This is a genomic window from Pseudomonas sp. P9_35 (genome assembly GCF_034008205.1).
GTDB lineage: Bacteria > Pseudomonadota > Gammaproteobacteria > Pseudomonadales > Pseudomonadaceae > Aquipseudomonas > Aquipseudomonas kilonensis.
The window spans coordinates 3,539,938-3,564,014 of record NZ_CP125373.1 but is presented as its reverse complement, the minus strand read 5'-3'; the positions used below and the strand labels follow the sequence as shown (position 1 = coordinate 3,564,014).

The following is a 24,077-nucleotide window of genomic DNA, read 5'->3' as shown; positions in this document are numbered from 1 at the left end:
TCATTGTCTGGCCGATTTTCCCAGTGACTTAGCCACCAGCTGTTCGTAGAGTTCGGCGTAGGGTTCCACGGCCTGGCACCAGTTGAACGGCGCCGACATGGCCCGGCAGCGCATGGCGTTGAGCAGGTCGGGGAACTCGAAGACCTTGAAGGCGCGGCTCAAGGCCTGTTTGTAGCTTTCCACGGTGGACTCATCGAACAGGAAACCGGTGATGCCATCTTCGATGGTGTCCGCCAACCCTCCGGTATTGCGCGCCACCGGCAGCGAGCCGAAGCGCTGGGCGTACATCTGGCTCAAGCCGCAGGGCTCGTAGCGCGAAGGCATCAGCAGGAAGTCGCTGCCGGCGAACATCCGCCGCGCGTCGGTTTCGTTGAAGCCGATACGCACGCCGATGCGTCCGGGGAAGCGCAGTGCCAGTTCACGCATGGCCTGTTCTTCCTCCGGTTCCCCACGGCCAATGATGGCGATCTGGCCGCCGGACTCGACGATGAACTCGGCGACCGCTTCGGTCAGGTCCAGGCCTTTCTGGTAGACCAGGCGCGAAACCACGGCGAACAGCGGGCCAGTGGAGTCGTCGAGGCCAAAGAGTTCGCGCACATGGGACGCGTTGACCGCCTTGCCGTCCCAGTCGCCCATGGCGAACTGACGGAACAGGTGGGTGTCGGTGGCCGAATCCCAGCTTTCATCGATACCGTTGGGGATGCCGCTGAGCAAGCCTTGTTGGGTCTTGGCCGCTAGGAAGCCGTCGAGCCCGCAGCCAAACGCCGGGGTGGTGATCTCCTGGGCGTAGGTGGCGCTGACGGTGGTGATATGGCTGGAGTAGGCCATCCCGGCCTTGAGGAACGACAGTTTGCCGTAGAACTCCATGCCTTCCTGTTGCAGGGCGTGTTCGGGGATGCCCAGCTCCGGGCAGGACGCCAGGCTGACGACGCCCTGGTAGGCCAGGTTGTGAATGGTAAACAGGGTCGGGGTGCGTTGCCCGCGCCAGTGCATATAGGCCGGCGCCAGCCCGGCTGGCCAGTCGTGGGCGTGGACCAGGTCCGGGCACCAGTGGATCTGCGCGAGGTTGGCGGCAATGTCGGCTGCGGCCAGGCCCAGGCGGGCGAAGCGAATGTGGTTGTCGGGCCAGTCGCGACCGTTGTTGGCACCGTAGGGGGAGCCTTCGCGGGCAAAAAGCTCAGGGCAGATCAGGACGTAGATCACCAGGCCGTCGGCCATGTCCATGCGTCCGATCTTGCAGGGCGGCAGTGCTGCGTGGCCGCCCAGTTCGCCGATGATGTGGATCGGATTGCCGCTGTTCATCACTTGCGGATAACCGGGGATCAGCACCCGGACATCATGCAGCCCGGCCATGGCCCGGGGCAGTGCGGAGGAGACATCGCCCAGGCCGCCGGTCTTTACCAGGTCGGCAATTTCCGAAGTGACGAACAATACTTTCTTGCGGTTGGGATTCTGTCGAACGACGGGGAGCAGTGCCTTGCCGCCGGTGGCCAGCACCGGTGCCGTTGGCGATTCAGCCGCGGGCGGTAGTTGCGAACGGACTTGTTGTGGTTCCAAGGCAGCACTGATCATAAATATCTCCCATTTTCTCGATCTGTTTCCGGCAAGCGCCAGAGCTGTTGTTTCATTGGCCAAATCCTGCGGCCAGGCGCACAAGCGCAACGCAAGGAAAGCGAACGGCTACCCAATGCGGCGAAGCGAATCAGCTGAAGGAGCTGTTGCAATGACTAGTGCAAGGACTGCACCAGTCGCGGTTGCCCTACCTCTAACCTGACCTGTCGCCGTTGCGAAAAGTTTCGACTTTTTTTCGTCTGGATGACCGGTTGGTTTTCCCCCCGGTTAGGCAGTCTAGGTCAGAACGTAGAGCGGTGCGGCTCGGTTCGTCGCATTGTCCGACAATCACGGTTTTTGTCGGCAATCTCTTACATGACGAAGGGGGATACGCACCGACGAAGTGCAGTTTTCTGAAACCAGAAGGGTGTAAGGGGAGCGGCGTTGTTTCATCGGCGTGCGCGATGGAATGGCGCGATGCACCATTGGAGGGCGGGTGGCATAGAGGCGTTTTAATGGCCAATAAAACACAATGTCTCCTGTGGGAGCGAGCTTGCTCGCGATAGCGGTGTGCCAGTCACAAACCGTGCAACTGACTCCGCCACTATCGCGAGCAAGCTCGCTCCCACAAGGGTGGTGTGTTGATGCTCTAGATTTAGCCTGCTGGCGTCAGCAACCGGATCGGCTGGCCCGCCGACCAGGCCAGCAGGTCTTCGATCATCAGGGAATAGAACCGCTGGTAATTCTGGCGGCTGACGTAGCCCACATGCGGTGTGGCCAGTACGTTATTCAGGGTTCGGAACGGATGGGCGGCGGGCAAGGGCTCCTGGGCGAATACGTCCAGGGCGGCGCCGGCCAGGCGCTGGTGCTGGAGCGCGTCGATCAGGGCGGGTTCATCGACGATCGGCCCGCGGGAGGTGTTGACCAGCAGCGCCTCGGGTTTCATCCAGGCCAGGGCCTGGGCATCCACCAGGCCGCGGGTGCGTTCGCCGAGCACCAGGTGGATCGAAAGAATATCGGCCTGCTCGAACAATGCCTGCTTGCTTACGTAGGTCACGCCCACTTCGGCGGCGCGCTCGGCGCTGAGGTTCTGGCTCCAGGCGATGACCCGCATGCCAAACACCTGGCCGAACTGCGCCACCCGCGTACCGATGCTGCCCAGGCCGAGGATCGCCAGCGTCTTGCCGTGCAGGTCGCCGCCCAAGCCTTGCTGCCACAGGCCGGCGCGCAGGGCGTTGGCTTCCTGCACCAGGTTGCGGGTCAGGGCCATGATCAGTGCCCAGGTCAGTTCGGGCGTGGCGTGCTTGTAGCTGTCGGTGCCGCACACCTGGATACCCAGCTCGGCGGCAGCCTTCAGGTCCAGGGCGGCGTTGCGCATGCCGCCAGTGAGCAACAGCTTGAGATTGGGCAGGCGGCGCAGCAGGCCTTCGTCGAACACCGTGCGTTCACGCATCACGCAGATCACTTCGAAGCGCTGCAAGCGCTCGGCGAGGGTGTCGCGGTCAGCGGGATAGTCATGGAGAAACGTCACCTGGCCGACGCTGTCCAGCACCGACCAGTCCACCACGCCACGTGCCACATCTTGCCAATCGTCTATGACTGCTATTTGCACCGCCATGGAACACCTCGTCAGGGAATGGGTTTGTCCAGCCAGCCCAACAGGGCCTTGTGGAACCGATCCGGCTCTTCCATCTGCGGGGCATGCCCCAGATTGGGGAACTCCACCAGGGTCGAGCGGGGAATCAGCCGGGCGACCTGCTTGCCCAATACCTCGTAGTGGCCGAGCTTGGCCTTGACCGCCGGCGGCGCGATGTCGCTGCCGATGGCGGTGGTGTCCGAGGTGCCGATCAGCAGCAGGGTGGGTACTGTCAGGTCCTTGAACTCGTAATAGACCGGCTGGGTGAAGATCATGTCGTAGATCAGCGCCGAGTTCCACGCTACTTGCGTATGACCCGGGCCCTTGTTCAGGCCGGCGAGCATGTCTACCCAGCGCTCGAACTCAGGTTTCCAGCGGCCTGCGTAATAGGTCGTGCGCTCGTAGTTGCGAATCCCCTCGGCGGTGACTTTCAGCTCACGCGCGTACCATTGGTCCACGGTGCGATAGGGTACGCCCAAGGCTTTCCAGTCTTCCAGGCCGATGGGGTTGACCATCGCCAGGCGTTCGACTTCGTCGGGAAACTGCAAGGCGTAGCGGGTGGCGAGCATACCGCCGGTGGAATGGCCAAGGACGACGGCCTTCTGTACGCCCAGGGCCTTGAGCAAGGCCTGGGTGTTGCTCGCCAGTTGCTGGAAGCTGTACTGGTAATGCTCGGGTTTACTTGATGTGCAGAAACCGACTTGGTCCGCCGCGATGACCCGGTATCCGGCTTCGCTGAGCACCTTGATCGAATCGCCCCAGGTGGCGGCGCAGAAATTCTTGCCGTGCATCAGCACCACTGTGCGGCCATTGACCTTGCCTTGGGCCGGCACGTCCATATAGCCCATCTGCAACGACTGGCCCTGGGACGGGAAGGCGAAGTGCTTGAGGGTGTAGGGGTATTCGAAGCCCTCCAACAGCGCTCCGTAGGCCGGGCCTTCGGGCGGGTTGGCGGCCTGGGCGAACAGGGGCAGGGCGGCGGTGAGGCACAGGCTGGGCAACCAGCGCGCAGTGGTGCGGGGCATGGTCAATCTCCTTGTGGCCGCCGCCGATCCTGGCGCGACCCGATTATGGCGACATTAACCACAGGCAACCGAACAGCCCGAACGTTCAGTCCATCCAGCCCAGTGTCGCCAGGGCCAGGACGCCATAGCGCAAACCCTTCGCAAGGCTCACGAGCAGCAGGAAACGCCGCCACGGCTCGCCCATCACCCCGGCCACCAGGGTCAACGGATCACCGATGATCGGTAGCCAGCTGAGCAGCAGTGACCAGTGACCGAAGCGTTGGTAATGCACGCGAGCCTTGTCCAGGTGGGCCGGGCTGACCGGAAACCAGCGTCGATCCTTGAAATGCTCCAGCCGCGTGCCCAGCCACCAGTTCACCAGCGAGCCCAGGACATTGCCGAGCGTGGCAACCGCCAGCAACAGCCAGACCAGATGGCGCTCGCTGAGCAACAAGCCGACCAACACCGCCTCCGATTGCAACGGCAACAAGGTTGCCGCGCCGAAAGCCGCCAGGAACAAGCCGATATAGGCTTCGCCCATCAGTGGGCCGGGTAATCCGCCACTACGGTTTGGGTCCCGTCTTTCTTCAGGCCGATCACTTGGTAGGCATCGCTCATGCCATCCATTTCCATGCCAGGCGAGCCCATGGGCATGCCCGGTGCGGCGACACCGAGCAAGTCATCGCGCTTGCTCAGCGCCAGCACCTGGTCGGCCGGGACATGGCCTTCGACGAATTTGCCGTTGATCTCGGCGGTGTGGCAGGAACGCAGGTTCGGCGCCACGCCCAGGCGCTGCTTGACCGAACTCATGTCGGCCTCGACATGGTCGTTGACCTTGAAGCCGTTTGCTTGCAGATGCGAGATCCACTTTTTGCAACAGCCGCAATTGGCATCGCGGTGTACATCGATGGTGACCGGTTCGGCGGCCTGGGCCAGGGTGGTCATGAACAGGGCGCTCAAGGTGAGCAGGTGCAGAGGATGGGCCATGGGGGTGGTCTCGTGTCGAACGGTTTGGAGGGAGGATAACAGAGTAGCGAGCGCGAGCTGACGGGGGGCTGAGGCGGGGATTACAGAATTGTCAGGTTGCAAGGGCGAATAAAGTCTTGTGGGCGAGCTTGCTCGCGAAGGCATCAGCCCATTCGACATCCATCGAGGCTGACCCCGCCATCGCGAGCAAGCTCGCTCCCACAATGGGATCTGAGTACGACCGGGAGAACCAGGCCGGCTGTCAGGCCGCCTCGCTTTTGTTTTTGATCTGGGGCGCCCCGTTAACCACGATGGCCGAACGCAGGCATTGTGGAGTGGGCAACCCGGCATGGATGCCGGGTTAGCCGCGCTGGGCCATGGATGGCCCTTCGCGGCGGCCCACGGAGCAATGCCGGAGTGAGGGCATGCCGAGCCTAAGCGAGGCACCAAGTGGTGGGGCAAAAGCGTTTTGCTTACTTTTGCGCTTCTCAAAAGTGAGCCGCTGTAAGAGCGGAACCATAAGCCGCCGTTACCGCAGAAATGGATATGTACCCAGTCAACAACCCCCCGGGCCAACTGTCAGGCCGCTATCGCGAGCAAGCTCGCTCCCACAGGAGAATGGGGACGCCCTAGCGCACCTTGAACCGCCCCATGATCGCATTCGCTTCCAGCAATTGCCGGGTATTGGCCTCACTGGCCAGGTCGCCGTCCACCAGCTCCTCCACCATGTGACGGATTTGCACCATGCTGCGATTGATTTCCTCGGTCACCGCGCTCTGTTGCTCGGCGGCGGTGGCGATCTGGGTGCTCAGGCTGTTGATAGGCTGATACGACGAAACATACATAATTCCTCATGATTAACCGCCGCGGTTGCGCGAATACGCTTCTTCGGCTGTACCATGGGACCCCGTTGGCAGCCCGCCATTCCCGCAATAGGGTATGGGCTTGGCGAGCCTTCGGATACAGAACGGATACATTCAGGAAATTGGTAATGACTCATTCACAACGTTTGAAATACTCGATTCTGATCGTCCTCGTCGTCCTGGCAATCATGCTTGGGCTGTCGTGGATGCAAGGCAAGGGCATGATCAGCGAGCAGCTGTTTCAATACATCGCCATCGCCGTGGCGGTCATCGTGGTGGTGATCAACGGCGTCATGCGGCGCAAGGTCAAGTCCTGAGCGCCGGCTTCAATCCTCGGCCTCAAGCACGGCCATCGCACGGGGGTGCAGGCAGTAGCTTTTATCCGGGTTGAGAGTAACGACGCCCTCGCTGCACAAGCGCTTCAACACCTCGCGCACGCTGAGAAAGGACAATGGAATGTCTAGCCCCAACAACTGGCTGTGCACCCCGCGCACGCCCAAGGGGCGGTTTTCCTGGGCGGCCTTGAGCAGCGCGTCGATGACTTTGAGGCGAATCAGGCTGGTCCTGAGCCCGAAGCTCTTGAGCAAGCGCCTGATGTGGTCATTGCCGCCTCGCTCCGCCGGCCTGTCGAATACACGGTGGGGGGCGCTCAGCGAGACGCCGGTCGCCCTTGGCTTGCCCTCCATGGGCAGTTGCGCGTTACGCATGCAAAAACTCCTTACCAGCCTGATCAGAAAAGGTCACGGATACTCTCCTGTAATAGGACGAACGAGGACGCACAATCATGAGGACCATGATGTGAAAAAAATGCCTTTGCTGCGTCAAACCCCCACATTCAAAAGGCCGCCAGCCATTAATTTTTTTTCATCCGGTTCGTTTTCAAGGTAGGCACATTCCGGTTCAGCAAGCGGCATGTGATTTCCCAGGCGGGTCGAGTGTTTGTCTTCTGTCGCACCGGTAGCCGTCCTGGTTTCTGAAGTTTTATCAGGAGTGAATGTGAGAATGTCCGGGCAGTTATCGAGGATTGGCCTCGCAGGCGCTTTTCTGGGGATCGCCCTCGGGCTCAGCCCCGTGGTCAATGCGCAAGACGATGGGCAGCAGGCCAGTGCCGAAATCCGTCGAACCCGTTTTGGCGTACCGCATATCCGGGCCCAGGATGAACGCGGGCTGGGTTATGGCATCGGCTATGCCTATGCCCAGGACAACCTGTGCCTGTTGGCAAACGAGATTGTCACGGTGAACGCCCAACGCTCGCGCTATTTTGGGCCGGAGCAGGTCACGGTCGAGCAGCGGGAGAACCGCGTCAGCGATCTGTTCTTCAGCTGGCTCAACACGCCGCAAGCAGTTTCCGGTTTCTGGCAGGCCCAGACGCCTCAAGTGCAACAACTGGTCGAAGGCTACGTGGCGGGTTACAACCGTGCGCTGGTCGAGCGCAAGGCCAAAGGCCTGCCCGAACAATGCGCCAGTGAGTGGGCGCGGCCGATCACGGCGCTGGACCTGGTCAAGTTGACCCGTCGGTTGTTGGTGGAAGGCGGCGTCGGCCAGTTCGCCGAGGCCCTGGCCGGCGCGCAACCGCCCCAGGCGACCGCGCTTGGGGGCACCCCGGTCACCGGTTTCGCGGCCGCCGCAACCCGGCAGCAGCGTTTTGCCCTGGAGCGTGGCAGCAATGCACTGGCCATCGGCAGCGAGCGCTCGTTCAACGGCCGCGGGATGTTGCTGGCGAACCCACATTTTCCGTGGCTGGGCGGCATGCGTTTCTACCAGATGCACCTGACCATTCCCGGCAAGCTGGACGTCATGGGCGCGGCGCTGCCAGGCCTGCCGATGATCAACATCGGTTTCAGCCAGCACCTGGCCTGGACCCACACCGTCGACAGCTCGAAGCATTTCACCCTGTACCGCCTGCAACTCGACCCCAAGGACCCGACCCGCTATCTGCTCGACGGCAAGTCTGTGCCGATGAACCAGCAGACGGTTGCGGTGGACGTCAAGCAACCTGACGGCCAGGTGCAGACGATTTCCCGAGTGGTCTATGGCTCGCAGTTCGGCCCGATTGTGCAATGGCCTGGCCGGCTGGACTGGGATAACCGGTTCGCCTACAGCCTGCGGGACGCGAACCTGGAAAACGATCGTGTGCTGGCGCAGTGGTACGCCATGAACAAGGCGGTCACGCTCAAGGATCTGCAGGACGCCGTCCATAAGATCCAGGGTATTCCCTGGGTCAATACCCTGGCGGTGGACGACCAGGGGCAAAGCCTTTACATGAACGTGTCGGTGGTGCCGAACGTCAACGCCGAGAAGCTGGCCCGGTGCAGCGATCCTCGGGCCGGGTTGCGACTGATCGTGCTGGACGGCTCTCGCAGCGAGTGTGCCTGGGGCATCGATTCCAAAGCCGTGCAAAAAGGCACCTATGCCGCCGACAGGCTTCCGCAGTTGCTGCGCCGCGATTATGTGCAGAACTCCAACGATTCGGCCTGGATGGTCAACCCTGCGCAGCCGCTGTCCGGTTACTCCCCGTTGATCAGCCAGCAAGGCCAGCCCCTGGGACTGCGGTCGCGTTTTGCGCTGGACCGGATCGGCCAATTGGCCAAGAGCGGGCCGGTGAAGGTTGAGGATTTGCAGCGCATGGTCATGGACGATCAGGTTTACCTGGCTGACCAGGTGATGCCGGACCTGCTCGGCGTGTGCGCCGGTGACCTGGGGGCTGACGCTTCGGCATTGGTCGAGGCGTGTGCCAGCCTCAAGGCCTGGGATCGCAAGGCCGGCCTGAAGAGCGGACTGGGGTTCGTGCATTTCCAGCACATCATGGACCGGTTGCAGGCGGTGCCTGATTCATGGCGCGTCGCGTTCGACCCCAAAGACCCGCAACACACACCGCGTGGCCTGGCGATCGAGCGGCCAGCCGTGCTCAAGGCCGTGCGCGATGCCATGCTGGCTTCGGTGGAGACGGTGAAGGTCGCCGGCTTGTCGAAGGACAGCCAATGGCAAGACCTCCAGGTGGCCAGCAGCGGCGGCCGACAGACACCGATTCACGGCGGTCCCGGGGAGCTGGGCATCTACAACGCGATCCAGAGTGTGCCCGGGGCGAACGGCAAACGGGAGGTGGTCAGCGGGACCAGTTATCTGCAAGTGGTGACGTTTGACGGCAAAGGTCCGCAGGCCCAGGGGTTGCTGGCATTCTCCCTCTCCAGCGACCCGGCATCGCCCTATTCGGCGGACCAGACCCAGGCCTTTTCGCAGAAGCAGTGGAGTGTGCTGCCATTCACCGAACAGCAGATCAAAGCCGATCCGCACTATCAGGCGTTGATTATCCGCGAGCGTGATGAGACGGGCAGGGTGGCGACGCAATAGCTGCTGGTGAGCAGTCGGCTGACCCGGCGCTTTCGCGAGCAAGCTCGCTCCCACAGGGGATTTGTGTTGGCCGGGAAACCGCAGGCTGGCACCGATCTTATTTGTGGGAGCGAGCCTGCTCGCGATGACGGCGGCACATTCAACATCGAGGCAAGCTGACCTGGCGCTATCGCGAGCAAGCTCGCTCCCACAGGGGATTTTTTGTTGGCCGGGAAATCGCGGGCTGGCACCGATTCAAGCTGTGGGAGCAAAGCTTGCTCGCGATGACGGCTTTACATTCAACATCGAGGCAGGCTGACCCACTTCTATCGCGAGCAAGCTTTGTTCCCACAGAGAAAAGCTTTCAGTTAGTGGCCGGCCGTTGCCCGACGGAGTTGAGGACCGGGTTGCCATCCTTGTTCTGGGTCAGGTAGACCGGCAGGACTTTGGGCAGTGAAGGCACCAGGTTCTGTACTTCGCTGATGTTGTAGACACCACCGATACGCAGGCCACCGGTGCTGTTGTCGGCCAGCATGACGGGGCGGTCAAGGTAGCGGTTGATCAGCGGCAGTGCATCGCTCAGGGCAAGGTTATCCAGCACCAGCTTGCCGTTGCGCCACGCCAGCGAACTGTCATTGGCGTCTGTATCACGAACTTGTGGTTGTTGGTCGCCCGCCTTGTAGCTGGCTTGCATGCCCGGGGAAAGCGGCAGGCCGTCACGGGTGAGAGCCTGGTTGCTGGTTACCCTCACCGAGCCCTCCAGTAGCGTGATCCGTACCTGGTCCTGGTACATCCATACGTTGAAGCGTGTTCCGGTCACACGCACCTGGCCTTGGCCGGCCCGAACGACAAACGGGTGCTGTTTGTCATGACTGACGTCAAAAAACGCCTCACCCTTTTTCAGCGTCACCCGGCGTTCGTTTTTGTAGTTGGCAAATACCAGCTCACTGCCAAGGTTGAGTTCGACCTGGCTGCCGTCACCCAGGGTGACATGACGTACGCTGGCGCCCGCTTCGAAGCGCTGGTAGGAATTGGCAACCCAGCCCAGGTTCCAGCCGGTGTAAGCGGCCAGGGGCATGCCCACTACTAACACCGCAGCGGCGACCGCCAACCGGCTCCAGCGCGACCGGGTGCGGCGTACTCGAGCAGTCGGCGTTGCCTCGACACGCGGCAGATGATCGGCAACAGCCCAGATCTCCAGCATGGCTTCGTATTCGAAAGCATGCAGGGGTTCGGCATCGTGCCATCGCTTGAACGCCTGCCGTTCGGCATCGGTGCAATCGGCGGCATGCAAGCGCATGCACCAATGGGCAGCGGCATCGGTAATGGCGTCGTATTCGGCTTCCGAGAGGGGATGTTCGGTCATTGACTCTTCCTGGTTTGCCGCATTCTAACCTTCGGCATGAGCTGCCGAGAACAACCGTCATGGCGTTTACGCATCAATGAGCCTGTTTTTTTACTCAAGCACTCGTTGTCGCCTACCGTCGCATACATTGCGTGAAAAAAAGATCAACCACCCAAACCCTTTACGGCAGGGTAATTTGCTGTGATGGAGTGGGGTCGAGTTGGCGTCCCAATTCACAAATCAAGAGTGTGAGCGAGTCTGCGTTGCGAAGTATGACGTCGATGCGCTTGTCCGGCAAAAGCGGATCGAGGAACGCGTCACGCGCTTCGTTCATGTTTTTGGCACCGGTTATTTTCAGGACCTCCCGAGCCGTCTCCCTGTATCCAAATACATGCTCCATGCTTTTGTGCGTATTGTCTTTATCATCCCATTGCGTAAATAATTTCGATTTCGGGGTGCTCAACGAAAGCCCATCCTGTTGCAGTCCTTTTTGCGTTTCATACTTCTCCCTTCCTAGATGAGTGGCTGTTGAAATCAAGTCCAGGAACGGCAGTGCCGCATCCAGGTAGATGATATCGACTGTATTGAAAAGCTGATGGGAGACTTCATGGATGAACGTCGCTCCCTGGGCATGAGCGTCGACATTGAAGGATTCCGGTACAACGGATCTATACCAATCCAATCCCATGTCGAAGAAAAACTGGGTGATATAAATTCTCCCGACGGCTGCTGGTTCGAGCACAAAGGCTGTGGCTCTATCTCCCAGCTGTTTAAGGCTGCCGACAATGATGCGGTCCGCATTCTGTTGTGCCCAGGAGGGGTTGGCCAATGCTTGGCATATCGGCGAAATCGCCGCCTCAATTTTGCTGATAAGACGAGCGTCGACGCTGTTGACCCCAAAAAATGATCTCAGGAAATGATCCAGCCGAGAGCCCGCAAGTGGTTGTCGCTTGAATTGCTCGAAGTTGTGAAGGGCGTTGGATGAGTAGAACCTCGCGGTCTCCAGTGCCTGCACGATCGCATTTGCCCGGTACGGATATTTCCTGTGTATCTCGGCCATGCCCCGTGCCTCAATGTTCAACGAACCTTTGGCCTTGAAGTCGCTATAGGTGATGGCCATCTTCGACCCGGCCTTGCCGAATCGAATGGTTTGGCGTTGCGGGTCGATTTCCCATGTCCGGCCGTCCGGGGACTTTTTCAATAAAGGCCCTTCACCGTGTTCGTGAATGATTCGCCAGGTCTGGCCGGCTTTTGCCACTTGATAGACCTTGCCAGCGAGTGGGATAAAAGACTTGCCATTCGCCGCGACCTTATAGATCCCGTCGCTCAGGTTCAGTTGAAGATTCGAGAGGCTGACGTCCGAGGCTTCGAAGACCTGGAGGTCGGTGCGCATCGGAGCCGTGCACGCGATGTCCTTCCAGTTTGTCGCGGGTGTAGCGCTTCCAGAAACCGGTCCGATAGGGTCGAGAAGACCGAATGTATCCTCGCGGTTCAAGAAGCCAAGCAAGACCATCTCCGCGGCGCCTGCGATAAAATTGTGCAGGCCTGTTTTCCAGTCATGTTGTTGCAAGGCTTCGGCCGAGCCCTTGAAGTCCTGATAACTCTCCCAGAGCGTTTCCAGGAAAGTCAGTTTGGCCGGTAACTGTCTTCCCAACATCCTGACCCCGGAGCTGAACAGATGCAGCACCGTTGCCCAATCGGACTGACGATGGTCCTGGTTTTGCGCGGTCAACATATCTGCCAGCAACGCTGTGTTGTCGTCATACAGCGTATGCAGAATATTTGTATTGATGGGGCTGAAGCCGAGGGTCATTTCCGATTGTTTTCCGCGCGTGGCTGCGAAGAGATTTTTGAACGTGGCTTGTTGGTCCTGGGGAAGCCGGCGAATCAACAAATCCTGGAGTGCGCCGGGCGTATTGAATGCCGCGACGATGCTCGCTTCATCCTTGAACTCCTGTAACAGCTCGCCGTCATGGTAGGGCGAATACAGGACGTGAGGGCTGGTTGCATCGGTAGCCGAACTGAACAGGTAAAGCCCCAATGCTTTGATCGCAGCACCGCCTTCGGTTTTGATCAGCTCCAAAGGGCGGAAGAATGCGCTGACGCCCTCGACCGCTTGACGAGCGATGGCGTCCGGCATGTCCATGACTTGCCGGAACAGATCGAATGCCGGAGGGGAAAGGTGTTGCTGGAGATACCGTGCGTGAGCGTACTGCAACAATTGCCATGGCAACTGTTGCCGAAAGCGCCGCTTTCTCGGCTGGACATCCACAATACTGTTGGAAAGTGCTTGGGTTACATGGTTTTTATAGGTGGTAGGGATATCCAGCGACGACAACATTTGCCGTACGGCGGTCTCGCTCAAACCATCGGGCAACGGCTGCGTGGATGTTGACGAAACCTTGAAACCCTTTTCGGTCACCTCGATGTGATTCAACGCAAAATCGGTCAGCGAGCTGGCCGGTCCCACGATCGCGAGGTTGGGCGTGATCTGGATCGTTTCGGGGTTCAGGTTTTTCTGAGGAAAGCGCGCGTCCAATAGCGTTTGCAGTGTTTTATGCACATAGGTGCGCAGGGGCTCGATACCGTCCAGGTAATCCTTGCCATCGGACACGCTGTTTTTATATTGCTCAAGCACTTCTACGTGCAGGCGTTTTTCTTCAAGGGACGCAGTGCCAAGCCAGGCAGGTAGTTTCTGTTGGCGTTCATTTGCCTGAGCGATAGCGGTAGCGCGTTTCAGATTGGTGGGGGCGCCTTTGTTCAGGAGCGCCTGAAGACTGTTGACCAATGCCGATCCGGTCAGTTGCCAATCACCGGTTTTTAATGTGCTCAGATAGCCATACTCGGCCTCAAAGTATTTGATAAACGAACTCATCCGATTGATCAGTACGTTGTCGTCGATCAATTCATAGGCCTGGAGTTGGTAGCGCCTATGGGGCAGGCGTTGAGTGACCGGTAAATTTTCAAGCAATGCAAAGCGTCTTTGGGAGTCGAGCAGATCTTGATTCAATTGCCGGGTGGTCACCTCTACGGAAGGAAAAGCCCGCAAGCCATCGGCAGGTGTCCAAAGGATCGCCATGCCTGAGTGGGGAGTATCTAGCCCCCCACGCTCGGTTAATAAAAAACAATTGGCGAGTGGCAGCAGGACCGTTCGGCCTTCATCGCCACAGGCGAGCGTCAACGAATAGACATCCGGCCGAAAGCCCCTGACCGTTTTGCGTTGCGCGCGGTCCGGGTAGTCTGGGTCGTAGACGAAAACTGTTCTGATCAGATTATTTGCAATCGACGGCAGACTCGAACCAAGCTCCCTGAGTTCGGCCTCGGCGCGGATACCCAAAGAAAAAACACTGGTCAGCTCAGCCAGTAGCGGCCTGAGCCCGTTGTGCAGCGAAACGTTGGGGGACGTTGGTAACTGACGAAAGAGACTGTCGAAAGCCTCTTCCACATCGGTATAGCTCTTGCCCCTTTTTTCCAGTTGATCAGCCATGAAATTGGATGGGCGCAGGTCCCCATGGAACGCGGGACGCGTTCCCCAATGTCCGGCGGTTGGCTGCGCCAACAGTCGCTTGCTGATGAAAGCGCGTATATCCAGCGCCTTGTCGATGAGCGAGTGGATGTCGACATCGGCCTGGCGAGACATCTCCAATGCGTAATGGAAGTTATTCTTCTGCTTTTCAATTATCGCGCTTGCCAGGGTTTCGGCGACCGGTAAGTCCAGTGACTTGCCCGAAAGCTGCGGCTCATCGAAGCGCTGGAAGCGGTTACGCTCTTCCAGGCTCAAGAGGCTATAGATTTTCTCTTTTTCTACAGTGCTTGCGGATTGACCGTACAACCTGTCCTTGAAGCCCGAATAGTTGGTTATCTTTTGAACGCCGTCGAGGGGCGTATAAAGATAATGCCCCTTGGCGCTGATCATCATGGAGCCGGAAAGCTCCACGTAGTTCGGTTCATATTCCCAGAGTCGAATCGTTTCGATGAACAGCAGCGTTTCGTCTCGGCGAGAGGGACGGAATAACCGAAGCAGCTCACGACTCTGCTCATCCGTCAGTTGTCCTTTCTCCCGTTCGATCAGGATGGACGCCCATAACCCATCGTGAATGACGCGAGATAGAAGTTTGCGTCGTGACATATAGAAAGAGGCGGCTCTTCCCTCCCAGAAGGCATCGATGCAGCTGATCAGCGTTGGAATCAGTGTTGTGGCAATGTCTTTTATGATGTTTTCCCATTGCTGCGGACTGTAGGACGATGCGGGCGTACCCGGATGAGTCAGATCGATGTCATGCCCGGCACGCCACCCCTGGTGATGGAAGTAGTCCAGGACTGCATCGCTCAGTGGGATGCTTTCCGTCACCGGGATTGCCTTTGGATCTTGCGGGTGAATCTCCTTGGTGAACGCCACGCGGATCTGTCGATGGTCCAGGTCCGGCAGCGCCTCGTTCAATACCTGGTCAAGCATCGATCTTAACGAGGGCAATTTGATCAGTTCCTTCACCATGGCCAAGGCATTGAGGCTCTGGGCGTGCTCGATGGATTCGAGCTGGTTCTTGAAAACATCCTCCTCTATGAGTTGCCGGGTCTGCCTGATGTCGGTGGTGCTGTTCAGTTCGCTGCGTTGGGAAATCGACAAGAGACGAAACAGGTCGTCGCGTTGCGCAGTGTCCCGGCGCATCCGGTCAATCTTTTCTTCGACGGATGCCAGGTCGTCGAATTTTTCGATGCCACCCCTTGGCGTGTAGAGGAACACCGGGTGGGTGCTGGTTTCGCTGCTGTTAGACGAGGTGCTGAGGACAAAGCAGCCGGCCAGTGCAATGGGCGGTTTTTCATCGGCTTGCAACAGAATGGTTTCGGCGAACATCGGGGGTGTCTGCGCTGCGCGCTGTGTGTGGCCGGGCAGGGCGATGTGCTGCAACCAGTCGAGGTCTGTCTGCGTCAGGCCATGGGTGGCGGTTAATTCGTCCAGGCGATGGGCGTGCAATACCTCGGGAAATAAAAGTGGCGTGGTTTCAGTGAGCATCGTTGCTTCTCGATCAGGGCGCCTCAAAGCGGCGCGAACGTGGAGGAAGCCACCAGACTAGGCAACGATAAATGAGCAAAGGTGGTACATAGTTACCGCATGCTGGTGTTCGACCTGCCAGGCCGGGCAGATGCCGTGGACAAGGATTGACAGTGCGCGCCTGAAACGGTGTTTAATCACCCGGCGGGTCCCTTTACGCTGTTGCTACCTCCAACAATCATTCTGGAGCTTCAGATGTCTGCGCCATCCGATCATGCCGCTTCTTGCACCTTGTCTTTCGATGCTCTGGTGAGCTTGCTGGAGAAAATTTTCCTGCGTCATGGCACGTCGACCGAAGTCGCTCGGTGCCTGGCTGAAAACTGCGCCGGGGCCGAGCGTGACGGCGCCCACAGCCACGGGGTGTTTCGCATTCCCGGTTATGTCTCGACACTCGACAGCGGTTGGGTCGACGGCAAGGCCGTGCCAGTGGTCGAGGACGTCGCTTCAGGGTTTGTCGCGGTGGACGCCGGCAACGGGTTTGCCCAGCCCGCCCTGGCCGCAGCGCGTCCATTGCTGGTGGCGAAGGCCCGCAGTGCCGGTATCGCCATCCTGGCCATTCGCAACTCCCATCACTTTGCCGCCCTCTGGCCGGATGTCGAGCCGTTTGCCTATGAAGGCCTGGTGGCGTTGAGTGTGGTCAACAGCATGACGTGTGTGGTGCCTCATGGCGCGGACCGCCCGTTGTTCGGCACCAACCCCATTGCCTTCGCCGCACCACGGGCTGACGGTGAGCCGATTGTCTTCGACCTCGCCACCAGCGCCATTGCCCACGGCGACGTACAGATTGCTGCACGCAAGGGCGAGTTGTTGCCTCCAGGAATGGGCGTGGACAGCCTCGGCCAGCCGACCCGCGACCCCAAGGCGATTCTCGAAGGTGGAGCGCTCTTGCCGTTTGGCGGGCATAAGGGCTCGGCGCTGTCGATGATGGTCGAGTTGCTGGCGGCAGCCCTGACTGGCGGCAATTTTTCCTTCGAGTTCGACTGGCACAACCATCCGGGTGCCAAGACCCCGTGGACCGGTCAGTTGTTGATCGTGATCGACCCGAGCAAGACCACCGGGCAAAACTTTGCCGAGCGCAGCCAGGAACTGGTCAGGCAGATGCATGGCGTCGGATTGCGGCGCTTGCCGGGAGACCGTCGCCATCGTGAACGCAGCAAATCCAATGAGCATGGGATTAGCTTGGACGAACAGACCTTGGCGCAGTTGCGCGAGTTGGCGGGGATTTGAACAACCCGCAGTGGCGGCCAGCCGGACTGCCACTGCCTTGCCGTGACACGCTGCGCCAAGCCTTCTACTATGACGGCTTCTTTTCTGTGGAATCGCCTGGATGAGTAAGCCCGGCCAAACGGTGCTGGTTGCGCTGCGCAAGATGATCGCCTCGGGCGAGTTGGCCGCTGGCGAGCGCTTGATGGAAATCCCCACGGCCGAGCTGTTCGGCGTTTCGCGCATGCCGGTGCGCATGGCGTTCCGCACCCTGGAGCAGGAAGGGTTGCTGGTGCGCTTCGGCGGACGAGGTTTCCAGGTGCGCTCGGTCAGTGCCGAGCAGATCGCCGGGGCGGTGGAGGTGCGTGGCGTGCTGGAAGGCCTGGCGGCACGGCAGACGGCCGAGCACGGTTTGTCTGAAGAGGCCCGCGCGATACTCGAGCAATGCCTGGTGCAGGGCGATGAACTGTTCGCCAAGGGCTATGTGACCGAGGACGACCTGGAGGTCTATCACGACCTCAACATGCGTTTTCACCAAGTGATCGTCGAAGGCAGCCACAACCCGGCGATTGCCGATGCCCTGGCCCGCAACGATCATCTGCCATTCGCCTCAGTCACCGCCCTGGCGGTGGATCGCCAGAACATGGCCGGCGAATTTCGCCGCTTCAACTATGCCCATATGCAACACCATTCGGTGTTCGACGCCCTGATCAACCGCCAGAGCGGCCGTGCCGAGGCAATCATGCGCGAGCATGCCAACGCGACCCTGCGCTACGCCGAAGTGTTCGGCTCGACGCTGGCTGACGAGCGGATGACGGTGATTCTGCGTTCGGAGTAACCCGCCCGGTTGCAGATAACAGCTGGATTGTCATTCACCACCAATCCCCTGTGGGAGCGAGCTTGCTCGCGATAGCGGTGTCTCAGTCACCATCAATGCTGCTGAGCTGACGCCATCGCGAGCAGGCTCGCTCCCACAATGTCTTCCGGAAATTATAGGAATTCTATTCACCACCAATCCCCCTGTGGGAGCGAGCTTGCTCGCGATAGCAGTGGGTCAGTCACCATCAATACTGCTGAGCTGACGCCATCGCGAGCAAGCTAGCTCCCACAATGTCTTCCGGCGATTATAGGAATTCTATTCACCACCAATCCCCTGTGGGAGCGAGCTTGCTCGCGAAAGCGGTGGGTCAGTCACCATCAATACTGCAGAGCTGACGCCATCGCGAGCAGGCTCGCTCCCACAATGTCCTGTGTTAGAGGTCGAGTACCAGGATCGGTGTCTTGGACCTGGAACAACACGGCGTGAACTGGTCGTTGCAGGCCTGTTCAGCCTCGGTCAGAAACATGTCCCGATGCTCAGGCACACCTTCCAGCACACGGGTCAGGCAGGTGCCGCAGACACCTTGTTCGCAGGAGATCGGAATCTCGATGCCATGGCGCTCCAGCGCCTGCACCACACTGCAGTCCGCTGGCACGTCGAACACTTGGCCGCTGCGGGCCAGCTTGACCGAAAAACTGCCATCGGCACGGGTGTCGGTAGGGGCGGCGGCAAAGTATTCGCGGTGCAGGCAGGCTTCCTGCCAGCCCTGGCTCTTGGCGGTGTCGAGAATGTGTTGCATGAACCCGCCAGGGCCGCAGACGTAGAGGTGCCCGTCGTCACTGGGCGCGGCCAGCACCCTGGCGGCGTCCAGCAGGGTTTCAGGTTCTTCATCGAAATGCAGGAAGACCCGGTCGGCATAAGGAGACTGGCGCAGGCGCTCGACAAAGGCTGCACGGTCTCGGGCGCGAGCGCAGTAATGCAGCTCGAACGCCGCGCCGCTCTGGGCCAGGTGCTCGGCCATGCACAGGATCGGCGTAATGCCGATGCCTCCGGCAAACAGCAGGCTGCGCCGGGCTTGCGGGGCGAGAGCGAACAGGTTGCGCGGTTCGCTGATGTGCAAGCGCATACCTGGCTGGATCAGCTCATGCAGGCTGCTCGAACCACCGCGGGACGCCGGATCCTTGAGCACGCCGATGAGGTAGCGGTGCCGCTCCTCGGGATGGTTGCACAGCGAGTACTGGCGAATCAGCCCGCCAGGCAAGTGCACATCGATATGGGCGCCGGCGGTGAAGGCCGGCAACAGCTGACCATCGACACGCATCAATTCGTAGCTGCAGATATCGAGGGCTTCGTTGTGTCGCGCCGCGACCTGGACTTCGATCATGACCGTTGCTCCACCTGTTGCGGTTGATGGCTGCTGGCGATCAGCCCGGCCTGTGCTTCCCGTTCCCGTGCGAGCCAGCGCTCCAGTACCCGGCGGGACTGTACGCCGCCAGCGTCGATGTTGAGTTTGAGCAAATTGCGTTGGGGATGGTCCAGCAGGTTGCGCTGCTGGCGTTCGAGCATTTCCAGGTCTTCGCTGAAAATCTTGCCCTGGCCTTCGCGAATGGACGCGGTGAGGGCGTCATCCTGTGGTTGGAAGTGCCGGGCCATGCCCCAGAAGTACCAGATCGACGTCTCGGTTTCCGGCGTGATGAAATCCACCACGATGCTCGACGCCTTGAATTGCGGCGCGGCGTGATAGCCGCCGTTGCCAGCATGGGCCACGCCGACTTCGATCAGCACATGGCTGGGCGGGGTGAAACGGCAGATCTGCCAGCGGTCCACCGGCACGTCGTCGGCCAGGTTGTTGCCGCGCAAAGCCATGCGCCAGAACGGCGGGGCCATGATGTTTTCCATGTGCCGGGCGGTGACCACTTCATCGCCGTCGACCGTGGTCACCGGCGGCGCCTCGTCGATTTCCTTCTGGCCGATGCTCGAGGCATGGACGTAGGTTTCGTGGGTCAGGTCCATCAGGTTGTCGATCATCAGGCGATAGTCGCACTGGATATGGAACAGGCCGCCACCGTAGGCCCACTCATCGTTTTCAGCCCATTCCAGATGATGGATCAGCGCCGGGTCGGCCTGCGCCTGGTCACCGGGCCAGACCCAGATGAACCCATGCCGTTCCTGTACCGCAAAAGTCTTGTTGCAAGGGAAGCCACGTACCCGTTGCCCCGGCATCTCGACGGTCTTGCCGTCGCAGCCCATCACCAAGCCGTGATAGCCGCACACCAGGTTGCCGTTTTCGACGTAGCCCAAGGAGAGCGGGGCGCCGCGATGGGGGCAGAAGTCTTCCACCGCCGCGACCTTGCCTTCATGCCCCCGGTAAAAAACCATCTTCTCACCACAGATCTGGCGACCCAGGGGCTTGTCGGCGATTTCATCGGGGGTGCAGGCAACGTACCAGGCATTTTGGGGGTACATGAGGGATCTCCAGGCGGATGTTGTTCTTGTCTGTGGATCCATTAACTCTCTTAACTAATTTAATTGTCAACGGTTTTGCCGTGTTTACGGACAATTGGTTGATGTGGTGGATCCATTGATATGAAGTGGATGTTCGTGTCCCCGCGGTAGATCGCCGGCCCCCGGGCTTCAATGAACCGCTGGATGTGCGCTATGGTTCGCAGAAGGAAATATTCCTCGGCTTGCTGGGCGGGCGCCTGATTGTCTCGCGGGCCTCCTGTGGCATAGCACGGAGTGATCCATGAAAACCAAAGCGGTATTGACTGAGCAGGACGTTGCGCAATTGCTGGTGGCGGCCAAGGAGCTGGCTCATCAGCGTCAATGGGCGGTGTCGGTTTGTGTGGTGGACGACGGTGGTCATCCCCTGGGGCTGCTGCGCCTGGACGATGCCTCGCCGTTGTCGGCCTATATCGCCACCGAAAAAGCCCGCACGGCCGCCATGGGGCGGCGTGATAGCAAGGTTTTCGAAGACATGATCAATGGTGGTCGTTACGCGTTTCTCAGCGCTCCGCACCTGCAGGGGATGCTTGAAGGTGGGGTGGCCATTCGTCATGACGGCCAGTGCATTGGTGCCATCGGGGTGTCAGGGGTCAAGGCTGAGCAGGATGCTGAATTGGCTCGTTTGGCGGTGGAGACGGTGTTGCCAGCGATCACTCCGGATGCCTGAGGTGGGATCGGGCGGTTTTGTTGATCGGGTACATATCCATTTTCGCGGTCACGGAGGCTTAGGGTTCTGCTCTTACAGCGGGTCACTTTCGAAAAGCTCGGAAGCCGGCCCAGTCGAAAGTAACCAAAGCGCTTTTGCCCACCACTCGGTGCCTCGCCTACGTTCGGCCAGCGTGGTTAACGGGGCGCCTGAGATCAACGTCCACCGCGAGGCGGCCTAACAGCCGACCTGGCTCTCCCGGTCGTACACCCGTTAGATCTGTGGGAGCAAAGCTTGCTCGCGAAGACGGTGGCACATTTAATGTTGATGCAAGCTGACCCACCGCTATCGCGAGCCAGCTCGCTCCCACAGAGGGATTTGTGCCGAACACAAGTTTTTTGCCCTCTGAAGATCCAGTGTGGGAGCGAGCTTGCTCGCGATAGCGGTGGGTCAGTCACAGATGCATCTACAGACCGAACGCCATCGCGAGCAGACCCGAATGCCACAAGGCTTGCACAAATCTTCCAGACACTCTCCTCATCAGCAGTTAATCTGCCAAGAGCACATTCACCAAGCGGGATAGGGCATGACGGCGCGCAACTGGATCGATCTCAAGCAGGACGCCACGTCCGGTATCGAGACCGTGCGCGCGCATTTCGAGGGGCATGCCTATGATCCCCACTGGCATGACGCCTATCTGGTGGGCGTGACCGAGCAGGGCGTGCAGCAGTTTCATTGCCGCCGCCAGCAGCACAACAGCACGCCGGGCAAAGTGTTTCTGCTCGAGCCCGGCGAGCTGCATGATGGCAATGCCCCCCACGACCACGGGTTTACCTACCGCACGTTGTACCTGGAGCCTCAATGGCTGGAGCGCGAATTGCGTTCCTTGTTCGACGTGGCGCCGGACAACGCCCAGTTGGGGTTTGCCGCGACCCTGACCGACGATGCGCGGCTGGCGAGTGCCACGGCCATGGCCTTCCAGAGCCTGCACGAGCAGGAGATCCGCATCGTGCGCCAGACGGCCCTCGATACGCTGTTGGCCAACCTGACCCAACACCTGCACTGGCGGGCGCGGATCAACCCGGATCCGCGGCTGCCATTGGTGGCGCAGCAGGCCCGGGATTATCTGCACAGTCACCTGAGCGAAGACATCGGCCTGGATGACTTGGCGCAGGTCACCGGCGTGGATCGTTTCCGCCTGACCCGCGCGTTCAAGGCGGCTTTTGGCCTGGCGCCCCATGCCTATCTGATCCAGTTGCGCCTGGCCCGCGCCCGGCGCCTGCTGGCGCGTGGCGAGAGTGCCGTGGCAGTGGCGGCCATGCTCGGTTTTGCCGACCAAAGCCACCTGGGCCGCTGGTTCCAGCGCGCCTATCGCCTGAGCCCGGCGGACTACCGCAAGCGCTGCTCAATTGTTCCAGACTGACCACGGCTTCATGGGGATGATCAAGCCATCGATCATTCACCGAGATGTTGCTCCATGGACCAGTTACTGCCGTTTGCCTTGTTCGCGTTTGTCGCCTCCATCACCCCGGGCCCGACCAATATCCTGGTGCTGAGCCATAGCTCGCGCTTCGGCCTGGCAACCACCTTGCCGATCATCCTCGGCGCCTGCGCGGCGGCGGCCTTGCTGGTGCTTCTGGTCGGCACCGGGTTGGGAGACGTGTTGGCGCGCCATGCCACGATTCAGACGCTGCTCTCCTGGGCGGGCATTGCCTGGTTGAGTTGGATGGCCTGGCAGATTTTCAGCGCCCCGGCCCAGGCCATCGACCCGGATCGGCCGGTCGAAGGCCCGCGGCTGGGACTGGCGGGGGCTGCCGGTTTGCAGTTGGTGAACCCGAAAACCTGGATGATGGCATTGGCGGTGGTCAGCGTCTTCGCGGGGGCGGAGGCCGACCGCACCGTGCGGGTCCTCTGGCTGTCCTTGGCGTTCTTTGCCATTTCGATCCCGTGCATGACCGTCTGGGCCTACCTGGGCCGCGGCGCCGCCAGGTTCTGCCGTTCCGCCGTGGCGATGGGCCGATTCAATCGGGTCATGGCGGTGATGCTGCTGGTGTCGGCGTGGTTGACCTTGGTGGTTTGAGTCTCTAGGGCGCTTGCTCCCGCTGGGCTGCGTAGCAGCCCCTTTTGGTGAGCGCTTCGCACTCAAGCGGGAGCAAGCTCCCTCGCCACGGGCGCCGTCGTCTTGAAGACCAGGGCCTTGAGGCCACACTCCAGATCGACGTCAGGAAATTCCGGCGGATTTTCCAGGCGTTTCTCGAAGACCAGCCCCGGCGCTTGCTGGGTAACGCCGTCGATGAGGAAGTCCGGGCCGGTGGCCGGGTCGTTGCTGCAGGCCAGGACTGTGCCGTGGGCCGTCAGCAGTTCCGGCAGGCGGCGCAATACCCGCTGGTAATCCTTGGTCAGCAGGAAGCTGCCTTTCTGGAAGGTCGGCGGATCGATGATCACCAGGTCGTACGGGCCACTGTTGATCACCTTGCCCCAGGACTTGAACAAGTCGTGGCCGAGGAAACTTACCTGGCTCAGGTCGTGGCCGTTCAGGCGATGGTTGTCGCGGCCTCGGCTCAGGGCCGCACGGGACATGTCCAGATTGACCACATGCCGGGCGCCGCCGGCGATGGCCGCCACGGAGAAGCCGCAGGTGTAGGCGAACAGGTTCAGTACCCGTTTGCCCTCGGCGTTGGCCCGGACCCAGTCGCGGCCATAACGCATGTCGAGGAACAGGCCGTTGTTCTGCTTCTTGCCCAGATCGATCCGGTAGCGCAGGCCACCTTCGGTCAAGGTCCATTCGTCAATGGGTTCGCCCACCAGCCATTGGGTGAGGCTTTGCGGGAGGTAGCGGTGCTGCAACGCCAGTGTATGGGCCTTGCTGTGTTGCCAGGCCGGCGACGTAGTGAGCGCCAGCAGTGTTGCGATCAAATCGTCCAGGTGCGTCGGTTCAGGCTCCTTGAACAGCGAGACCAGCACCACCCCTTGCAACCAGTCAACCGTGATCTGCTCCAGGCCTGGCCAGCAGCGTCCGCGGCCATGGAACAGGCGCCGGGTTTCTTCCAGCACCGATTCCAGGGCGGTCAGCAAATGGGCGTGAAGGGTTTGAAGGGCTACGCAATTCATTCAGGCAACGCCAGGGATTCGAAAGGCCGGCATTTTAACCGCAG

18 protein-coding genes and 1 pseudogene are annotated in these 24,077 nt (G+C 60.3%); 7 read left to right on the top strand and 12 right to left on the bottom strand.

The features are described 5' to 3' along the window. The 6 genes and pseudogenes from glgA to QMK47_RS15495 form a co-directional block, all read right to left on the bottom strand. On the bottom strand, positions 1–1,572 hold the full coding sequence (glgA, locus tag QMK47_RS15520; protein ID WP_214510334.1) for a glycogen synthase GlgA: 1,572 nt from the start codon (positions 1,570–1,572) through the stop codon (positions 1–3). A 634-nt stretch (positions 1,573–2,206) separates the two neighbouring features. Further along, positions 2,207–3,169: a D-2-hydroxyacid dehydrogenase family protein gene (locus QMK47_RS15515; RefSeq protein ID WP_320388666.1), complete on the bottom strand. Its 963-nt coding sequence runs from the start codon at positions 3,167–3,169 to the stop codon at positions 2,207–2,209. Positions 3,170–3,180: 11 nt separating this feature from the next. Then, a complete protein-coding gene (locus QMK47_RS15510) occupies positions 3,181–4,212 on the bottom strand; it encodes an alpha/beta fold hydrolase (protein WP_258688121.1) in 1,032 nt (343 codons plus the stop codon). An 85-nt stretch (positions 4,213–4,297) separates the two neighbouring features. After that, positions 4,298–4,732: a YqaA family protein gene (locus tag QMK47_RS15505; protein ID WP_057450667.1), complete on the bottom strand. Its 435-nt coding sequence runs from the start codon at positions 4,730–4,732 to the stop codon at positions 4,298–4,300. After that, positions 4,732–5,178, bottom strand: a complete 447-nt coding sequence (locus QMK47_RS15500) for a DUF411 domain-containing protein (RefSeq protein WP_320388664.1) — start codon at positions 5,176–5,178, stop codon at positions 4,732–4,734. Before QMK47_RS15500 ends, QMK47_RS15505 begins: the two co-directional genes overlap by 1 nt. A 608-nt stretch (positions 5,179–5,786) precedes the next feature. Further along, a pseudogene (locus QMK47_RS15495) lies at positions 5,787–5,990 on the bottom strand (methyl-accepting chemotaxis protein); the annotation flags it as partial. A gap of 158 nt (positions 5,991–6,148) precedes the next feature. Here QMK47_RS15495 and QMK47_RS15490 point away from each other — a divergent pair. Next, a complete protein-coding gene (locus QMK47_RS15490) occupies positions 6,149–6,337 on the top strand; it encodes a hypothetical protein (protein ID WP_003202135.1) in 189 nt (62 codons plus the stop codon). Positions 6,338–6,346: 9 nt separating this feature from the next. On the opposite strand, the gene QMK47_RS15485 is transcribed toward QMK47_RS15490, so the two are convergent. Further along, positions 6,347–6,727, bottom strand: coding sequence for a fe2+ zn2+ uptake regulation protein (locus QMK47_RS15485; RefSeq protein WP_253475038.1), 381 nt, complete (start codon positions 6,725–6,727; stop codon positions 6,347–6,349). A 295-nt stretch (positions 6,728–7,022) separates the two neighbouring features. Here QMK47_RS15485 and QMK47_RS15480 point away from each other — a divergent pair, with 295 nt between their 5' ends. Continuing rightward, positions 7,023–9,371, top strand: coding sequence for an acylase (locus QMK47_RS15480; RefSeq protein WP_320388662.1), 2,349 nt, complete (start codon positions 7,023–7,025; stop codon positions 9,369–9,371). 343 nt (positions 9,372–9,714) lie between these two features. On the opposite strand, the gene QMK47_RS15475 is transcribed toward QMK47_RS15480, so the two are convergent. Both QMK47_RS15475 and QMK47_RS15470 read right to left on the bottom strand, forming a co-directional pair. Continuing rightward, a complete protein-coding gene (locus QMK47_RS15475; RefSeq protein ID WP_320388660.1) occupies positions 9,715–10,716 on the bottom strand; it encodes a FecR family protein in 1,002 nt (333 codons plus the stop codon). A gap of 160 nt (positions 10,717–10,876) precedes the next feature. Continuing rightward, positions 10,877–15,709, bottom strand: coding sequence for a dermonecrotic toxin domain-containing protein (locus tag QMK47_RS15470; RefSeq protein ID WP_320388658.1), 4,833 nt, complete (start codon positions 15,707–15,709; stop codon positions 10,877–10,879). A 234-nt stretch (positions 15,710–15,943) separates the two neighbouring features. On the opposite strand from QMK47_RS15470, the gene QMK47_RS15465 reads away from it, so the two are divergent. Beyond that, on the top strand, positions 15,944–16,975 hold the full coding sequence (locus QMK47_RS15465) for an Ldh family oxidoreductase (RefSeq protein ID WP_253475026.1): 1,032 nt from the start codon (positions 15,944–15,946) through the stop codon (positions 16,973–16,975). A 100-nt stretch (positions 16,976–17,075) separates the two neighbouring features. Continuing rightward, a complete protein-coding gene (locus QMK47_RS15460; RefSeq protein ID WP_003202123.1) occupies positions 17,076–17,789 on the top strand; it encodes a GntR family transcriptional regulator in 714 nt (237 codons plus the stop codon). Between the two features lie 415 nt (positions 17,790–18,204). Here QMK47_RS15460 and QMK47_RS15455 read toward each other — a convergent pair whose 3' ends face one another. Both QMK47_RS15455 and QMK47_RS15450 read right to left on the bottom strand, forming a co-directional pair. After that, entirely contained in the window at positions 18,205–19,155 is a 951-nt protein-coding gene (locus QMK47_RS15455; protein WP_320388656.1) for a PDR/VanB family oxidoreductase, read from the bottom strand. Continuing rightward, positions 19,152–20,237, bottom strand: coding sequence for an aromatic ring-hydroxylating dioxygenase subunit alpha (locus QMK47_RS15450; protein WP_320388655.1), 1,086 nt, complete (start codon positions 20,235–20,237; stop codon positions 19,152–19,154). Before QMK47_RS15450 ends, QMK47_RS15455 begins: the two co-directional genes overlap by 4 nt. 280 nt (positions 20,238–20,517) lie before the next feature. On the opposite strand from QMK47_RS15450, the gene QMK47_RS15445 reads away from it, so the two are divergent. The 3 genes from QMK47_RS15445 (at position 20,518) to QMK47_RS15435 (ending at position 23,002) form a co-directional block, all read left to right on the top strand. Further along, entirely contained in the window at positions 20,518–20,943 is a 426-nt protein-coding gene (locus QMK47_RS15445) for a GlcG/HbpS family heme-binding protein (protein ID WP_214510345.1), read from the top strand. 565 nt (positions 20,944–21,508) lie between these two features. Beyond that, a complete protein-coding gene (locus QMK47_RS15440; protein ID WP_018610404.1) occupies positions 21,509–22,345 on the top strand; it encodes an AraC family transcriptional regulator in 837 nt (278 codons plus the stop codon). Positions 22,346–22,399: 54 nt separating this feature from the next. Then, the gene (locus QMK47_RS15435; RefSeq protein WP_253475015.1) at positions 22,400–23,002 is read left to right on the top strand and encodes a LysE family translocator; all 603 of its coding nucleotides are present in this window, start codon (positions 22,400–22,402) and stop codon (positions 23,000–23,002) included. 62 nt (positions 23,003–23,064) lie between these two features. Here QMK47_RS15435 and QMK47_RS15430 read toward each other — a convergent pair whose 3' ends face one another. Continuing rightward, positions 23,065–24,033: a class I SAM-dependent methyltransferase gene (locus QMK47_RS15430; RefSeq protein WP_320388654.1), complete on the bottom strand. Its 969-nt coding sequence runs from the start codon at positions 24,031–24,033 to the stop codon at positions 23,065–23,067. Positions 24,034–24,077 lie beyond the last annotated feature (44 nt).